The organism is Nocardia sp. NPDC102475 (assembly GCF_055584605.1).
The window spans coordinates 82,918-98,224 of the sequence record NZ_JBVJLS010000009.1 but is presented as its reverse complement, the minus strand read 5'-3'; the positions used below and the strand labels follow the sequence as shown (position 1 = coordinate 98,224).

The following is a 15,307-nucleotide window of genomic DNA, read 5'->3' as shown; positions in this document are numbered from 1 at the left end:
GATTCGTTCGCTGCGCTCACTCATGGTGTGACCACCGATCCCTTGCTGGATGGCTCCGTTGCCGAATGCGAGGATGTCGAGTGCTTGAGCGCCGGATGTGCGGCAGCAGCGTGCGCGGGCGCGCGGTGGGCGATGCGACCGGAAACGGCGTGCGCGACCTCGGGCAGCGGCGGCGCATTGCGTGCGGTCTCGAACGACAGCATCTGCAACTCGACCGCCAGATCGACCCGGCGCACCTCCACCGTCTCCGGTGCGGTCAGCTCACACGGAGCAAAGCTCAGAATCGACTGCAGCCCGGAGGCGACCAGCAGATCGCAAACGTCTTGTGCCGCGTCGTCGGGCACAGTGATCACCGCGATGGTGGGCTTCAAGGCGTCGATGGCCGGGGCCAGATCCGCGACATCGCGCACCACCAGACCGGCGACCGACCGGCCGATCACCTCGGGATGGCTGTCGAACATGCCGACCACGGTGAAGCCGCGCCGCCGGAACCCGCCGTAGCCCACCAGGGCCCGGCCCAGATTTCCGGCGCCGACCAGTACCACCCGATGTCCCTGTGAGAGCCCGAGCACATCCTCGATCCTGGTGCGCAACTTGGCGACGTCATAGCCGACACCCCGAACGCCGTTGGGGCCGAGGAAGGAAAGGTCCTTGCGCAACTTGGCCGAATTGACACCCGCCGCGACAGCCAGTTCCTCACTCGATACGATGGCAACACCGTCGTCGGCCAACATGGCCAGGACCCGGAGATAGGTGGCCAGCCGCGCCACGGTGGCTTGGGGGATGTCCTTCTGCAGAGCCCTGCCGGAGACGCCACTCGGCGCCTCATGCTGCTCTGTCACGTCGTCGGCTCCTCGTTCCGGCCTCCGGCGAGGTCCGGTTCGTCGTTCGACCTCGTGCCCGGGGCGGTCCGGTGCCATGGTCGAAGTATTCGGAATGCTGGGTTCATTACGCGGTGGATCCGCAGCCTCGGCGAGCGGGTCACGTGCCACCACCGTAACCGCTTGTGCACCCCTTCACAAAGTCGGTGAATTTGGCCTCATTTTCCGCCGCGACCAGCAGCGCGGCGGAATCGGGCCGGATCAGCAATCGCTCAGCGAGTCAAGTCGGCCCGCAATCGGGGCTCGTCGACATCGAAATAGCTGTGCTCACGGCCGTCCAAAAGCACGACGGGAAGCCGGTCGCCGTACTCCGCGCGCAGGCCAGGGTCGGTTCCGGCGGCTTCGTCGACGTCGACGGTCGACGGCTCGATGTCGAAATCGGCGCAGATCGCCCGGAGTTGCTCGAACGCGGTGACGCAGAGCCCGCAGCCCGATCTCGTCAGCAGCGTCACCGAATGTGTGGGATTGGTCATGGCCGATATTAAATCCCCTCGCCACGCCCCGATCGGAGCGCGCGGTAGTGCCTTAACTGTCACCGCGGCCAGCTAATGTGGTTGTGGTTCGCGCGACGGGCGGAGGTACTGGTGCCGGAACGATCGAAGGTGGCAAGGGCAGGTTTCATCGCGGGACGATTCGGTGAGTTTCCGGTGCGGTGGAATCAGGGTCGGCTCGGCCAGGGTCTGCAGGACCAGCTCGCGCGCATCTCTCGCAGCCCCTTCGGCCCGAGCGAGGAAGAGCTGCGGGCCAATCTGGCCGGTGAGGCCAGTGCCGAGGCGGCGCTGTCGCTGCACGATGCCGAACTCGCCGAAGCCGATATCGAGGCCATCGGGCCCGAGGTGCCGCGAGACCTGACCGCGGCCGCATTCTTCGATGTCGACAACACCATGGTGCAGGGTGCGTCGATCGTGCATTTCGCCCGCGGCTTGGCCGCGCGCAAATACTTCAAGACCTCCGATCTGGTGGACGTCGCCTGGAAGCAGGTGAAGTTCCGGGTCACCGGTAAGGAGAACAGCACCGATATGGCCGCGGGCCGGGAGAAGGCGCTGGCATTCATCGCGGGCCGCCCGACCGCCGAACTGGCCGCCCTCGGCGAGGAGATCTACGACGAGATCATCGCCGACAAGATCTGGCCCGGCACAAGGGCTTTGGCGCAGATGCACCTGGACGCCGGCCAGCAGGTATGGCTGGTGACCGCGACGCCGGTCGAGCTGGCACAGGTGATCGCGAAGCGGCTCGGGCTCACCGGCGCGCTCGGCACGGTTGCCGAGAGCGTCGACGGAAAGTTCACCGGGCGATTGGTCGGCGACATCCTGCACGGACTCGGCAAGGCGCATGCGGTGCGCACTCTGGCGGTCCGAGAAGGCTTGAACCTCAAGCGTTGTACGGCCTACTCCGACAGCCACAACGATGTGCCGATGCTGTCGCTGGTCGGCACCGCGGTGGCGATCAATCCGGATTCGGACCTACGTGAGGTGGCGAAGAATCGCGGCTGGGAGATCCGCGATTTCCGCACCGGACGCAAGGCAGCCAAGATCGGCGTGCCGACGGCGCTGGCACTCGGCGCCGCCGGTGGCGCGGTCGCCGCGGCGGTCACCCGGCGCCGCGAGCATTAGCCCGTGAACGGGTTGCGGCGCTTGGTGAGTAGTTTGTAAAGGGTCTGCTGAATGGTTTCGCGGACCTGGTCGGTGACCTCGAACATGGTCATCGGATCGTCCGCGTCCTCGGCCTCGTAGCCGGTGGTCGCGATGGGCTCGCCGAATTCGATGTACCACTTCGACGGCAGTGGCAGCGCACCGAGCGGACCCAGATGCGGGAACAGCGGCGTCACCGGGAAATACGGCACATTGAGCAGCCGGGCGAGCGGCTTGATATCGGCCAGCTTCGGATAGATCTCCTCCGAGCCGACGATCGAGCACGGAATGATCGGCGTGCCGGTGCGCACCGCCGCCGCGACGAATCCGCCGCGACCGAAGCGCTGCAGCTTGTAGCGGTCGGTGAACTGCTTGCCGACACCCTTGAAGCCCTCCGGGAACACGCCGGTCAATTCGCCAGCACGCAAAAGCCTTTCGGCATCCGGATGGCAGGCCAGGGTGTGCCCGGCCTTGCGGGCGAGCACGCCGAGCACCGGCGTCTCGAAGAGGAGATCGGCGGCTAGCAGGCGTAGCGTGCGTTCCTTCGGATGCCGGTCGTGAATCGCCAGTTGCAGCATCAGCCCGTCGAGCGGGATGGTGCCCGCATGGTTGGCGACGATCAGCGCACCGCCGGCCTCCGGAATGTTCTCGACCCCGTTGACCTGCACCCGGAACCAATAATCCGAGAGCGGGCGCAGCGCGGGCAGGATCAACGATTCGAGCAGATGCTCGTCGAAGCCGAATTCGTCGACCTGATAGTCGCCGGTGACCCGACGGCGCAGGAAATCGGCGGTGGTGTGGATCTGCTTGCCGATGGCGCCGCGCAGCATGTCCGACACCGAATGCGGCGCCGGGGGTTCGGCGGCGGCGAGACGTTCGGTCAGCGACGTCACCACCTGGCTCGGCGTGACCTCGCCGGTCACCGGCTCCGGCCAGCGCCGCGGCGTGTTCCGCTGGCGCGTTTCGATATTCAGATCGTGGAGTTGGATGACTTTCGCCACGTCATTCATGTATGTGCTCCCGTAGCGGCCCCGAGCAGGCCGAGCAGTTTATGTTCTGCGGCATCGATCCACGCTGGATCGATGACGGGCCGCGACGCTGCGCCCCCAATGAAGTCGTCGAATGCCTGCACCGTCGTCCAGCGCGGGACGAAACCGAGTTCGGTGCGCATACGGGTGGTGTCGAGGCCACAGCCGAAGTGGAAATAGTCGATCTGCTCACTGGTGAAGTCCCGCATGATCGGGCCCATGATCGCGCGGCCCGCGGTACGGAAGACCGACCATGGGATCGGCAGCTCGATCCGGCCCGCGCGCCGGATCGCCTGCGACAACACCAGTGCACCGTCTCCGGCGATGTTGTAGGTGCCGCCGGGCGCCTGCCGTGCCGCGTGCGCCATCGCGGCGATGGCGTCCTCCTCGTGCAGCAACTGCAGCCTGGCATCGCGGCCGAGAACCGTCGGAGCGACCGGTGAACGCAGATACTGCACACCGCGCCGGGCCAACCGCGGGCCGACAATGGGCGCCAAACGCAAAATCGAAGCGGCGATATCGGGACGCCGCCGCGCGAGTCCGCGGACGAATCCTTCGATTTCGATCATGTCGCGAGCAAACCAACCACTCGGTGGGGTTCGCGCGCTCATTTCTTCGGTGAATTTCGCGGGATCCTTCGCGCTGCATCCGTAGACCGCGGAGGTCGAGCGCACCACCACACGCCGCACCGAAGGCGATTTCTGACAGACCGCGAGCAGCTGCATGGCGCCGAGCACGTTGAGATCCTTCATCACCGCCCGGCCACCACCGGCCGGTGGATGCGTGAGCATCGCGGCGTGCACGACGGTATCGACCTCATTGCCGCCGATCACCTTGCGAATCAAGGGATTTCGAATATCGGCGCGAACGAATTCGGCGCGGCCCATGCGCCGTTGCAGTTCACGACTCGGGGTCATGGTGTCGACGGCCAGGATGCGTTCGACGGTCTGATCCTGGGCCAAACGCGCGACCACATTGCCGCCGAAGAATCGGCTGGCACCGGTCACCATCACCACCTTGGGTGTATGTCCATCCCGTATTTCAGAACCCACCGCACCGGATCCCAACTGTGACAGCCCCCCAATTCCATTTGCTGCGGTATCAGAGTAACCGGTCGACTCCGATGCACAGAGGGTATTAACCAGGATCTAACGATGACTTCAGTCACCCGATACATGAGCAACTTTCAAAATTCGCTGTTTCAAAAAGAAAAGCCCGCCACCAATCGGTGACGGGCCTCCCAGCTAACGCGCAGCGACTCACTTGCCGAGTTTGCGCCGCTGAACACGCGTGCGGCGAAGCAGCTTGCGGTGCTTCTTCTTCGACATGCGCTTGCGGCGCTTCTTGATCACAGAACCCATAGGGTTGTCCTCGCGTTCTCTCTACTCGGCGCGCACGCCAATCACGTACGCCTATTCAGTGTCCGCGCCGCCAGCTGGCACCGGACACCACAAAGCGGTGCCGCCGGCAGGCGCACACGAACCGAGGGTTCATCCTACCGGGACACCGTCAAGCTGATGAAACCGCCTCATCCAGCGTCGAAGTAGGACGTCTCCAAATAGTCGTGCACCGCCTTGGCATGCACCCGGAACGACCGACCGACCCGCACGGCGGGCAACTCACCCGAGTGCACCAGCCGATAGACCGTCATCTTGGACACTCGCATGAGATTCGCAACCTCGGCGACGGTGAGGAACTGAGTACCTCCGCCGAGCACCGATTGCGGCGGAGTTCCCGAACCGCCTTGGGTCCGGGAATTAGCCCGGCTACCCGATGGTCCGGAACTTCCTGGCGACGTCCCTGAACTATTTGCAGACATCTTGTTAGACATCATCGCACCACTGACCTCCGGCACGTCCGCGCCGCCGGCTTCCCCACCGGCGGAACAGACACGCACGTGCTCCTTGAAGCTTAGCGGGACCAGTGGGATTACTGCGACGGGTGTGAGAAATCAGGTTTACACGCAGGGAACCGACCGGTCACCCCGTAGACGCACGGTGTTTGATCAACGCCCACCCGAGACACCTCAGGAAGCGCTGCCGCCCGCACCGTCGTTGGCGCCCTGTTCGGCGGAGCGTTGCTTCGCCGCGTGCAGTGCCTCGAGAAAGGCCGAACGCACCCCGCCACGCTCCAATTCACGCACCGCGGCGGCGGTCGTACCCGCCGGCGAGGTAACGGCGGCACGCAGCTCGGCAGCGGTCTGCCCGGAGCTCTCGAGCAGGGCGGCCGAGCCGAGCATGGTCTGCACCACGAGTTCGGTGGCGACGTCGCGGGTCAGGCCGAGCCCGACACCGGCATCGACCATGGCCTCGACCACCAGGAAGAAATACGCGGGTCCGGAACCCGAGACCGCGGTCACCGCATCCATCTGCGCCTCGGTCACGGTCGCCACCTTGCCGACCGCGGCGAGCAGCTCGGTCACCTGGGCCAGCTGCTCCGGCCGGGCATAGCGGCCGGCCGCGAGCACGCTCATGCCCTGGCCGACCAGCATCGGGGTATTCGGCATCACCCGCACCACCGGGAAACCGGCGGGCAGCTTGTTCTCCAAACGCACCGTCGGCACACCCGCCGCCAGCGACACCAGGATCTGATCCCGGTCGGCGTCGAGTTCGGCCTTGCCGAGCTGGGTCAGGACCGTATCCACATCCCCCGGCTTGACCGCGATGACCAAGACATCCGCACCGACGATCGCGTCCGCGATGGAATCGGTGACACGTACGCCGAAGCGGTCGCCGATGAGTTCGGCCCGATCGGCATGCGTCTCGACGACGACCAGATCCTTCGCCGCCCGTCCGGATTCGAGCAATCCGGCGATCAACGCCTCCCCGATGCGACCGCCACCGATCACCGCAACTCTCGTCATGAGACTCAAGGCTAGCCCGCCTCCCCGAGCCTTTTGCCGGCCGTAGGTGCCACGCAACTTTGCATCGCGGGCCGGCGGTCGTGGAGCTGGACGATTTCTGGGCGTACCCGACGAGTTACCCATGTCCTCACGAAACCAGCTGTTGCGTTCTCTTACGAAACAGGCTCGTTCAGCGCTGCGGCACGAGGGCCAATTGACGGCTCTGCGCGACGACCGCGCCGGTGGAGTCGAGAATCAGCTGGTCCTCGTCGAACATGCGCTCGCCGATCTCGTGGCTGGTCGCGATGATCCGCAGCCAACCTGGGGCCGGGCGGCGGCGCAGGTAGGTGGTCATCTGAACGGTCGGGGCCCAACCGGTCTGGCCGAGGTTCGCCGGGACCGGCGGGCTCATATCGGCGGACATGATCGCGAAGTACATGGCGATATCCGGATCATGCTGGTCACCCTCGAACGGGCGCATCCAAAGACGCAGGCGCGGTTCACCTTTCGCACCGTCGAGGAATCGGGCCCACTCGCGGTCGATGAACAGTTCGGCGCCGCGCGCCACATGGACGAACTTGCCCATCGACGAATCCCGGTAGCCGACGGCGTCGGCGGGCGGTTCGATCGGCATTTCAGCATGCCGCTGCGCGTAGATCGGATCGGCATCGTCGAGATGACCGAAGGTGAACGCGGTGCGTACCAGCGTGCGCCCGCTCTGGATCAGGTTCACATCGACCAGGCAGATCTGGCGACCGACCTTGCGGATGTGCACCTCGTACTCGACCTCGCCCGGCTCCGGTGCACCGAGGAAATCGGAGCTCGCCGCGATGGGCGCCATGGCCACCAGGGCCGGATCGGAGGCGCGCAGCCAGCGGGTGGCCGCGGCGGCGCTGGTCGCGACCATGGTGCCACCGTGCACCTTCGGCCCGATGGTCCAGATTTTATCGATGATGCCCAGGTAGCGGCCGGTATCCGGGTTGGCCGACAGCAGTTCGGTCAGTGTGCACACCCGGCTGAAGGGTGCGTCCGTCGTGATGGCCTGCTCGAGTTCGGCGGTCAGCTCCGGCATCGTCACTCCTATCGTCGGTCGGCCACGTCGGCGGGACGCGGCGTTCGTACAGCGTAGAACGAAGCGACTCGGGGTCGGAATTCCCCTCTGCCCGCAGATCGGTGCGGCCTCACACCTGATTGGCGTGCGTCGGGGCCGGAGCGGGTGCGTTGAGGTGGGCTCTGGCGAACTCCAGCGTGCGGCTCAGCATGCCCGTGCGGCCCTGGGTGGTACGGGCATTCTGGGTATTGATCTCGGCGACCGCGTGACCGGCGAAACCGGAGCGCAGCAGTGCCGCGCAGAGCTCGACACACGGCTGCGTGCCCTCACCCGGCACCAGATGCTCGTCGTGCGCCGCACCGCGGCCGTCGGCGAGATGCAGATGCGCGAGGCCGGTGCCCATCCGCGCGGCCAGCGCCAACGGATCGGCGCCCGCGGTCGCGGTATGTGAGACATCGAGGGTGTAGTGCCGGAATCCGGTATCGGTCGGATCGTAGGACGGGCTGAAGGCGGTCAGGCCGGGACCGGGACCGCCGCGGCGCTCCAGCCGCTTCGCCGACCCGGTTTTGCGGCCGAAGAGGGTGTCCGCGCGCATGGGGAACATATTCTCCACCGCGACGATGACGGGGCTGTGCTCCTCCAGCTCGGCCACCTGATCGGCGAACCCCTGCGCATACCTGCGCTGCCAGCGGAACGGCGGATGAACGACAACGGTGCCCGCGCCGAGCGCCTCGGCCGTGCGCACACTGCGCTCGAGTTTGGCCACCGGATCCGAGCCCCACACCCGCTGCGAGATCAGCAGGCACGGTGCATGGATCGCCAGTACCGGCACACCGTATTTGCGCGAGTAGGCCTGGACGGTGGCAATGCTCTGGCTGGCCGGCTCGGCCCAGACCATCAATTCGATACCGTCGTAACCGATTTCGGCCGCGTATCGGAAGGCCGCCTCGGTGTTCTGCGGATAGACCGAGGCCGTCGAGAGACCGACGAGGATCTGCTGACCGCCGGATGCACCGGCCGCTTCGACCGGCGAATCGGGTTCGGCACGCACGTCGGGATCGGGAGCGCGCCCCCTGGCCACGCTCGCCGTTCTGGTGTCGTCCGCCTGCCCGATGTTCCCCACAGCCTGCTCCCTGCTCAGTTCGTACTGAGTAGAAAGGCTAGCGGTCCCAGCGTGACAAAGATGCCGACGACGACGGCTATCACCGTGCTGAGGATGTCATCGGTGCGCCGCAGTATTCGCACCAGCGCCACCAGGCCCAGGATCACGATCATCGCCAGGCACAGCGCCACCCAGGGCAGCATTTCCCACATGCGTTCGAAGCCTTTGAAGAGCAACATTCCGGCGACCGCGGCGCCGGTGCTCTGACCGCCGAGAATCATCCACTGGCGGCGATTGGCGTCGTACTCCGACTTGCGTGCGACCCGCGAGCGCGCGCGTCTCGGGGACAGGCGGGAGGCGAACGAATGATCCGAATCGACATCGTCGCCGTCGAAATCCTCGTCGTCGTCGAGGACATCACCGGTCGGGAACGGTTCGTACACATCGGTCAGACCGTCGTACACATCCGGCTCGGCGGGCTGTGATCGGCCACGTCGCCCACGCCCGTTGCGTTCGGCGGCGCGCCCGTTCGCTCGCTCGGCCTCGGCGCGTTCGACTTCGTCGCGCAGCAGGTCGCCCGCCACGGTCTGGCCGGAGACGAGCTGCTGATCCTGACTGGCCAGCGACCACGCGGCGGTGGGGACGTTCTCGGATTCGGGCGCGTTGCCCTTGGCCGGTACATGTCTTCGCGCCGACCAGGCGGGCAGACCGCCATCGGCCGGACCGTCCAGTCGGGCGGATCTTCGCTGATCCGGCGGCTCGGGATGGGCGCCGCGCGCCGGAACGTCCGGCCGCGGGGGCATCGGCAGCGGTGCGGATTCCGGTGCGAAGCCATTGGTGGACGGCGACCACGGCGCGGTCGAGGGTCCGGCGTTATTGGCCTCGGCTTCGGCCTCCGCCGCGCGTCGCCGGGCTGCCCGGCCGCCGGATCTCGATCCGTTCGGCGGGCTTTCGGGCGGGGCGCCGATGCCGCGGCCGAGATCGCGCAGCGGCTGTACGTCGGTGGTCTCTTCCTCCGGCTCGGCATGCCGACGTCTGCGGCCGGTGCGTCCGGAGCCGACCGCGCCATCTGCGAGCGGGTCCCGCGCATACGGATCAGGTGCCGGGGCGTACGGATCCGGCGCCGGGGCGTACGGATCCAGTGCCGGGGCGTACGGATCCGCGGGTGCGGAATGCCGCGACGAATCCGCGCCCGGCATTTCCCGCCCCGGCATGATCCGGCTCGAATATCCCGGCGCGGGCAGCGGATCGGCGGGCGCCTCCGGAGCGGCGTAGGCCGAGAGCGGGTCGTATCGGGTGATCGGCCCCGACATCGGCGAGTAGTTGGGTGACTCGGGCGCGGCGTACGGCGCCGGATCCGGCGCGGCGTACGAAGTGGGTTCCGGCGCAGGCGTTTCGAAACCGGACCCCGCGTACCCGCCGGACTGGAAAGCGGAGGGTTGGTAACCCGATGCGTCGTACCCGTTGGACTCGTACCCGTTGGACTCGTACCCGTTGGACTCGTACCCGTTGGACTCGTACGACGGCGGTTCGTACGCCGGTTCGTCGTCCTCGGGTGCGGCGTGCGCGGAATGGCCACCGCCGCCGCCTGCCGGAATGGCAGGCAGATCACCGGTCAGCTCGGCAACCGAGATGCCGCGACCACTGCGCCGCCGCCGTCCGCCGCCACCGGGCGATGCCGCGCCCTGCTGGCCGTTGCGTGCCAGCAGCTCGGCAACCGATAGCTGCTTGGAATCCTCACTCATGACGACACCGTTTCGATCGGGCCCGATAGACCGCCGCCGGGCACCGGCTTACCGCTCGTTTCCGCGACGGAACCCGGCAATGCCGTAGCCCGCGGTCCGCCGTTCATATCGGTATCCAGTTTGCGCAGGATGAGCCCCTCGCGCAGTGCCCACGGACAAATCTCGAGGGTATCCAGCGATAGTGCCCGCATACTCGCCTCCGCGACCAGTGCACCAGCCACCAATTGCTGTGACCGATCGGAACTTACGCCTTCCAATTCTGCACGGTCCGCCGCCGTCATTCTCGAGATGAAGGCAATCAGTTGGCGCAGACCTGAGCTGGTGAGTGTACGGCGCACCCGCAGCCCGGCCGAAGAGGGTGCCGCTCCGGTCAACCGGGCAAGCGATCGAAACGTCTTCGATGTGCCGACCGCGAGATCCGGTTTCCCCACGTCCAGCAGTTGTTTCGCGGGTGCGACGAGTTCCGCGTCGAGCCAATCGCGCAGCACCGCGACGCGGCGTTTGCCCGGCGGATCCTCGCGCAGCCATTCTCTGGTCAATCTTCCGGCGCCGAGTTGCAGCGAGATCGCGAGATCGGGTTCCTCGTCACCGCCGTTGGTGATTTCCAGTGAGCCGCCGCCGATGTCGAGATTGAGGATCCGGCCCGCGCTCCAGCCGTACCACCGGCGCACGGCGAGGAAGGTCAGCCGGGCCTCGTCGACACCGGCGAGCACCTGCAGTTCGACGCCGGTTTCGGCGCGGACCCTGGCGAGTACCTCATCGGAGTTCGCCGCCTCACGCAGCGCGGAGGTCGCGAACGGCATCAGCTCGACGCAGCGGGAAGTCTCGGCGATGCTGGCGAATTCGGCGACCGTCGCGATCAGCCGTTCGGCCCCCTGGACGGTGATGCAGCCGTCGGAATCCATGTTCTCCGATAGCCGGAGAGTGGCCTTTGTCGAGCTCATCGGCATCGGGTGACCACCGCGATGGGCGTCCACCACAAGCAAGTGGACGGTATTGCTTCCGACATCGAGTACCCCAAGCCGCACATGAATACGGTACTGGGTGAACCGGCCCTTTAGCCCAGGCGACTGAACTGTTAGCGTCCTGAAGTGTGACGGTAGGCGCAGCAGTGAGTGAGCGCAGCGAACGAACCAGCAGGCACAGCGCGGCGCCGCGCACGACGGAGCCGAGCGCCAGCGAGGCGCAGTCGTGAGCGGCTCCAAGAGGCCCCCACCAGCGCGGAAGATCGATCCGGCGCCGGAGGTCGATCTCGACTTTCCCCGTGAATGGATCGAGTTCGTGGATCCAGCAAACGACGAGCATGTGATCGTCGCGGATTTGACCTGGCTGCTGTCGCGCTGGACGTGCGTCTTCGGAACTCCGGCCTGTCAGGGAATTCTGAGCGACCGCCCCGATGACGGCTGCTGCTCGCACGGTGCGTTTCTCTCCGACAAGGACGATCGCAAGCGTCTGACCAATGCTGTGAAAATGCTCACACCGAGCGACTGGCAGCTGATGGACGAGGCGACCGACGCCGAGGGCAAGATCACCAAGAAGGGCTATCTGGAGCTCGACGAACTGGAGGACGAGCCCGCCCTGCGCACCCGCCGCTTCGACGGCGCCTGCATTTTCCTGAACCGCCCCGGCTTCGAGGGCGGCGTCGGCTGCGCGCTGCACACCATGGCGCTGCGCAAGGGCATCGAGCCGCTCGAGGTGAAGCCGGATGTGTGCTGGCAACTGCCGATCCGGCGCACCCAGGACTGGGTGGAGCGCCCCGACGGCGTGCAGATCCTGAAGACCACCATCACCGAATACGACCGGCGCGGCTGGGGTCCCGGCGGCGAGGACCTGGACTGGTACTGCTCCGGCTCCCCCGACGCGCATGTCGGCGCCCGTCCGGTGTGGCAGTCCTACGGTCCCGAGCTGAAGGAATTGCTCGGTGCACCCGCCTACGAAGAGCTGGCCAGACACTGCAAGCGGCGCGAGGGGCTCGGTCTCATCGCGATCCATCCCGCGACCGTGCATGCCGACCGGATGAAATCCGACCAACCAATCGCCGACCAGTCGGCGTGAGGCTTGCATTGCGGGCGATTCACCTGCCCGCCATGCAGGCTTTACTCATATGCGGTTGGATGTGCGGTCATGTTGAAGAAAGCCCTGACCCTGACCGCCATCGCGCTCGGCGCCACCGCCGCACTGACCGGTGCCGCGCATGCCGAACCCAATGGTGACCCGGCCAAATACGCCGATTTCACTGCCGACTTCCTGCCCGCCAACACCCCGGACGCGATCAACGCCCAGGCGAACGGCAAGAACCTGATCATGAGCCCGTACGGCGTCACCCACACCATCGCGTGCCGCGGCACCAGCGCGGCCGACGTCTACGAATGCATGCAGGAAGACGATCTCGGCTGGATCACCCTGCACAAGCAGGACGTGCCCGGCCTCGGCCCCACCTGGGTCTACCTGCCCTGATTCGGATACGCAGCAGCACCGAGGTTGTCGGGGCCTCGGTGCTAGCTTTGTAGGAACTCTTAGGGTGCGCTGACCGTCAAGCCTCGAGCTTGTAGCCGAGACCGCGGACGGTGACGAGGTGCTCCGGTTTGGCCGGATCACCCTCGATCTTCGAGCGCAACCGCTTCACGTGCACGTCGAGGGTCTTGGTGTCGCCGACGTAGTCGGCGCCCCAGACCCGGTCGATCAGCTGGCCCCGGGTGAGCACTCGCCCGGAGTTGCGCAGCAGATACTCGAGCAGATCGAATTCCTTCAACGGCAGGGTGACCTGCCTGCCATTGACGTGCACGGTGTGGCGGTCGACATCCATCCGGACCGGTCCGGCCTCGAGCACACCGCTCTCATTTCCGCCGTCCAGTTCATCGCCCGCGCCGCGGCGCAGCACGGCTCGGATACGGGCGATCAGTTCGCGCGCCGAGTACGGCTTGGTGACGTAGTCGTCGGCGCCGAGCTCCAGGCCCACCACCTTGTCGATCTCACTGTCGCGCGCGGTGACCATGATCACCGGGACGCCGCTGCGGGTGCGCAGCTGTTTGCACACGTCGGTGCCGCTCATGCCGGGCAGCATGAGGTCGAGCAGCACGATATCGGCGCCGGAGCGGTCGAATTCGGCGAGCGCGGACGGTCCGTCACCGACCACGGTGACCTCGAATCCCTCCTTGCGCAGCAGGAACGCGAGCGGATCGGCCAGCGACTCCTCATCTTCGACGATCAGAACACTCGTCATCTGCGTGCCTCCACACCATTCGGTCTGCCCGGCCCCATGGGGCGCGGGTGTGTTTCTCTCATGCTCACCGCGGAACCGTCGACCTCTTCTTCGCCGCCGGCTTCATGGTGGGCAGGTATTCGCAGGGTGAACGTCGACCCGGTGCCGAGCTTGCTCCACAGGGTGATTTCACCGTTGTGGTTGGCCGCCACGTGCTTGACGATAGCCAGGCCGAGCCCGGTACCACCGGTGGCGCGCGAGCGCGCCTTATCGGATCGGAAGAATCGTTCGAAGACCCGCTCCTGGTCTTCCTTGGCGATACCGATGCCGCGATCGGTCACGGCCATCGCGACGTGATCGCCGCGCAGTGAGCGGCTCACCGAAACGTGGGAGCCCGCGAGTGAGTACGCGATGGCGTTCTCCACCAGGTTGGACAGTGCGGTGACGAGCAGGGTTTCGTCGCCGAGCACCTCGAGTCCGCTCGGGCGATCGGTGCTGACGGTGATGCCCGCGGCTTCGGCGGCGGTGCGGGAGCGATCGACCGCCTGCGTGACCACGGAGTCGACGTCGACCACCTCGAGCTCGGGTAGCTTTTCCGCACCCTGTAGTCGCGAGAGCGCGATCAACTCGGTCACCATCTTGCCCAGCCGCCGGGATTCACCGAGTACGCGCTGACCGAAGTGCCGGACCGCGTCGGGATCTTCGGCGGATTCCAGCATGGCCTCGGCCAGCAGGCTCATCGCGCCGACTGGAGTCTTGAGTTCGTGGCTGACATTGGCGACGAAGTCTCGGCGGGTGGCCTCCATGCGGGCCTGCTCGGAATCGTCGTCGGCGAACAGCACGGTGAAACTGGTCTCTTCGCGAGATAGCTGTCTGGCCACTCCGCGCACCGCGATCCGGCTGCGGCCGGGCATCGGCTTCTCCGCGGTGAGATCGAATTCGCTGGATTCGCCGGTGGCGAGCACCTTCTCTACCGCGGCCCAGGCGCGTTCGTCGAGCAGCCGGTTGCGGACCAGGCCCAGTTCCTCGGCGCGCGGGTTGACCAGCACCACATCGCGGTATTCGTCGACGACCGCGATTCCGCTCTCGGAGGCGAGCACGATCAGGTCGAGCACCTGGGACATGGTGAGACCGGAATCCGCCTGTCTGCGGGCGGCCTGCCTGGCGTTCACGAACGGGATCAGTAGCCCACCGACTGCCAGGCCGACGACAGCCGCGAGGACTGCCAGTAGGACGGCCTGGGGAACACTCACACTTGAATCGTACGGTCGCCGACCGACAACCCAACTCGGGGTACGCGAAGTTTCGCGCAGGTCATAGGCACTTCCAGGACCGTTAGCCGCTTGTTTACGCGTTGTTCGCGCGACGGAGTCCGGATCGTTTTCACTCCTCCGAATCCGACATTGCCGACCGCACCGAGTCGCCGTGGCGGTCGACCCATTCGCCGAGGGCGTAGATCGGAATGAGCAGATCGCGTCCGGCTTCGGTCAGTTCGTATTCGACGCGGGGCGGGGCCTCGGCGTAGCGGTGGCGCTCGATGAGGGTCATGGTCTGCATGCGACGCAGCGTCTGGGTGAGCATCTTCTGGCTGATGCCGCCGATGGCCATGCGCAGGTCACCGGGACGCATCGGGCCATCGCGCAGCATATAGACGATGACCGAGAGCCAGCGGTTGCCGAACAGGTCGACGCCGAGGCGGGCCGGACAGTCGGCCTCGTAATCGCCATAGGGCGCGAATTCCACGGGCTCGGCATGTTCCACCGTCATGACACCAGCCTGCCATCGTCATTGCGCACCTTCGAGTGCCTATCGAAATCCCTAGCGT

Annotated in this window: 17 protein-coding genes; 3 read left to right on the top strand and 14 right to left on the bottom strand. The window is 66.3% G+C overall.

Translation table 11 applies throughout. From position 1 onward, the window contains the following. Nucleotides 1-20: 20 nt before the first annotated feature. Entirely contained in the window at nucleotides 21-842 is an 822-nt protein-coding gene (locus tag ACZ60G_RS18195) for a redox-sensing transcriptional repressor Rex (RefSeq protein WP_465811244.1), read from the bottom strand. Nucleotides 843-1,093: 251 nt separating this feature from the next. After that, nucleotides 1,094-1,354: a glutaredoxin family protein gene (locus ACZ60G_RS18190; RefSeq protein ID WP_063045342.1), complete on the bottom strand. Its 261-nt coding sequence runs from the start codon at nucleotides 1,352-1,354 to the stop codon at nucleotides 1,094-1,096. Between the two features lie 129 nt (nucleotides 1,355-1,483). Here ACZ60G_RS18190 and ACZ60G_RS18185 point away from each other — a divergent pair, with 129 nt between their 5' ends. Further along, complete coding sequence (locus ACZ60G_RS18185) at nucleotides 1,484-2,494, top strand: HAD family hydrolase (protein ID WP_157124690.1); 1,011 nt, start codon at nucleotides 1,484-1,486, stop codon at nucleotides 2,492-2,494. On the opposite strand, the gene ACZ60G_RS18180 is transcribed toward ACZ60G_RS18185, so the two are convergent. The 9 genes from ACZ60G_RS18180 to ACZ60G_RS18140 all read right to left on the bottom strand — a co-directional run bounded on the left by ACZ60G_RS18180 (nucleotide 2,491) and on the right by ACZ60G_RS18140 (nucleotide 11,308). Continuing rightward, on the bottom strand, nucleotides 2,491-3,522 hold the full coding sequence (locus ACZ60G_RS18180; protein WP_465811243.1) for a lysophospholipid acyltransferase family protein: 1,032 nt from the start codon (nucleotides 3,520-3,522) through the stop codon (nucleotides 2,491-2,493). The two genes, ACZ60G_RS18185 and ACZ60G_RS18180, sit on opposite strands and share 4 nt — an antisense overlap. Beyond that, nucleotides 3,519-4,550 (bottom strand): NAD-dependent epimerase/dehydratase family protein, encoded by a 1,032-nt coding sequence (locus ACZ60G_RS18175; protein ID WP_465811380.1) that lies wholly within the window; start codon nucleotides 4,548-4,550, stop codon nucleotides 3,519-3,521. Before ACZ60G_RS18175 ends, ACZ60G_RS18180 begins: the two co-directional genes overlap by 4 nt. 249 nt (nucleotides 4,551-4,799) lie before the next feature. Further along, nucleotides 4,800-4,901 (bottom strand): 30S ribosomal protein bS22, encoded by a 102-nt coding sequence (locus tag ACZ60G_RS18170; protein ID WP_003402602.1) that lies wholly within the window; start codon nucleotides 4,899-4,901, stop codon nucleotides 4,800-4,802. A gap of 167 nt (nucleotides 4,902-5,068) precedes the next feature. Further along, nucleotides 5,069-5,359 carry a helix-turn-helix domain-containing protein gene (locus ACZ60G_RS18165; protein ID WP_465811242.1) on the bottom strand — a complete coding sequence of 97 codons (291 nt, stop codon included), beginning with the start codon at nucleotides 5,357-5,359 and terminating at the stop codon, nucleotides 5,069-5,071. A 207-nt stretch (nucleotides 5,360-5,566) separates the two neighbouring features. Continuing rightward, complete coding sequence (proC, locus tag ACZ60G_RS18160) at nucleotides 5,567-6,403, bottom strand: pyrroline-5-carboxylate reductase (protein ID WP_465811241.1); 837 nt, start codon at nucleotides 6,401-6,403, stop codon at nucleotides 5,567-5,569. A 169-nt stretch (nucleotides 6,404-6,572) separates the two neighbouring features. Next, nucleotides 6,573-7,454: a thioesterase family protein gene (locus tag ACZ60G_RS18155; protein WP_465811240.1), complete on the bottom strand. Its 882-nt coding sequence runs from the start codon at nucleotides 7,452-7,454 to the stop codon at nucleotides 6,573-6,575. A 109-nt stretch (nucleotides 7,455-7,563) separates the two neighbouring features. Continuing rightward, nucleotides 7,564-8,427 carry a sugar phosphate isomerase/epimerase family protein gene (locus ACZ60G_RS18150; RefSeq protein WP_465811379.1) on the bottom strand — a complete coding sequence of 288 codons (864 nt, stop codon included), beginning with the start codon at nucleotides 8,425-8,427 and terminating at the stop codon, nucleotides 7,564-7,566. A gap of 143 nt (nucleotides 8,428-8,570) precedes the next feature. After that, nucleotides 8,571-10,280: a hypothetical protein gene (locus ACZ60G_RS18145; RefSeq protein WP_465811239.1), complete on the bottom strand. Its 1,710-nt coding sequence runs from the start codon at nucleotides 10,278-10,280 to the stop codon at nucleotides 8,571-8,573. Continuing rightward, nucleotides 10,277-11,308: a Ppx/GppA family phosphatase gene (locus ACZ60G_RS18140; RefSeq protein WP_465811238.1), complete on the bottom strand. Its 1,032-nt coding sequence runs from the start codon at nucleotides 11,306-11,308 to the stop codon at nucleotides 10,277-10,279. Before ACZ60G_RS18140 ends, ACZ60G_RS18145 begins: the two co-directional genes overlap by 4 nt. A gap of 163 nt (nucleotides 11,309-11,471) precedes the next feature. Here ACZ60G_RS18140 and ACZ60G_RS18135 point away from each other — a divergent pair, with 163 nt between their 5' ends. Continuing rightward, on the top strand, nucleotides 11,472-12,335 hold the full coding sequence (locus tag ACZ60G_RS18135; protein ID WP_465811237.1) for a DUF3109 family protein: 864 nt from the start codon (nucleotides 11,472-11,474) through the stop codon (nucleotides 12,333-12,335). Nucleotides 12,336-12,404: 69 nt separating this feature from the next. Next, nucleotides 12,405-12,737, top strand: coding sequence for a hypothetical protein (locus ACZ60G_RS18130; protein ID WP_063046073.1), 333 nt, complete (start codon nucleotides 12,405-12,407; stop codon nucleotides 12,735-12,737). A gap of 76 nt (nucleotides 12,738-12,813) precedes the next feature. On the opposite strand, the gene ACZ60G_RS18125 is transcribed toward ACZ60G_RS18130, so the two are convergent. The 3 genes from ACZ60G_RS18125 to ACZ60G_RS18115 all read right to left on the bottom strand — a co-directional run bounded on the left by ACZ60G_RS18125 (nucleotide 12,814) and on the right by ACZ60G_RS18115 (nucleotide 15,249). Further along, nucleotides 12,814-13,503, bottom strand: a complete 690-nt coding sequence (locus ACZ60G_RS18125) for a response regulator transcription factor (RefSeq protein ID WP_040696229.1) — start codon at nucleotides 13,501-13,503, stop codon at nucleotides 12,814-12,816. Continuing rightward, on the bottom strand, nucleotides 13,500-14,735 hold the full coding sequence (locus tag ACZ60G_RS18120) for a sensor histidine kinase (protein ID WP_465811236.1): 1,236 nt from the start codon (nucleotides 14,733-14,735) through the stop codon (nucleotides 13,500-13,502). Before ACZ60G_RS18120 ends, ACZ60G_RS18125 begins: the two co-directional genes overlap by 4 nt. 130 nt (nucleotides 14,736-14,865) lie before the next feature. After that, entirely contained in the window at nucleotides 14,866-15,249 is a 384-nt protein-coding gene (locus ACZ60G_RS18115) for a winged helix-turn-helix transcriptional regulator (protein ID WP_465811235.1), read from the bottom strand. Between the last annotated feature and the right edge of the window lie 58 nt (nucleotides 15,250-15,307).

What these genes read in the sequence shown, in the direction of transcription:
- ACZ60G_RS18190 (WP_063045342.1), bottom strand. Translation starts at nt 1,354, where the DNA reads ATGACCAATCCCACACATTCGGTGACGCTGCTGACGAGATCGGGCTGC.
- ACZ60G_RS18180 (WP_465811243.1), bottom strand. Translation starts at nt 3,522, where the DNA reads ATGAATGACGTGGCGAAAGTCATCCAACTCCACGATCTGAATATCGAA.
- ACZ60G_RS18175 (WP_465811380.1), bottom strand. Translation starts at nt 4,550, where the DNA reads ATGGTGACCGGTGCCAGCCGATTCTTCGGCGGCAATGTGGTCGCGCGT.
- ACZ60G_RS18170 (WP_003402602.1), bottom strand. Translation starts at nt 4,901, where the DNA reads ATGGGTTCTGTGATCAAGAAGCGCCGCAAGCGCATGTCGAAGAAGAAG.
- ACZ60G_RS18165 (WP_465811242.1), bottom strand. Translation starts at nt 5,359, where the DNA reads ATGTCTGCAAATAGTTCAGGGACGTCGCCAGGAAGTTCCGGACCATCG.
- proC (WP_465811241.1), bottom strand. Translation starts at nt 6,403, where the DNA reads ATGACGAGAGTTGCGGTGATCGGTGGCGGTCGCATCGGGGAGGCGTTG.
- ACZ60G_RS18155 (WP_465811240.1), bottom strand. Translation starts at nt 7,454, where the DNA reads ATGCCGGAGCTGACCGCCGAACTCGAGCAGGCCATCACGACGGACGCA.
- ACZ60G_RS18145 (WP_465811239.1), bottom strand. Translation starts at nt 10,280, where the DNA reads ATGAGTGAGGATTCCAAGCAGCTATCGGTTGCCGAGCTGCTGGCACGC.
- ACZ60G_RS18130 (WP_063046073.1), top strand. Translation starts at nt 12,405, where the DNA reads ATGTTGAAGAAAGCCCTGACCCTGACCGCCATCGCGCTCGGCGCCACC.
- ACZ60G_RS18125 (WP_040696229.1), bottom strand. Translation starts at nt 13,503, where the DNA reads ATGACGAGTGTTCTGATCGTCGAAGATGAGGAGTCGCTGGCCGATCCG.
- ACZ60G_RS18115 (WP_465811235.1), bottom strand. Translation starts at nt 15,249, where the DNA reads ATGACGGTGGAACATGCCGAGCCCGTGGAATTCGCGCCCTATGGCGAT.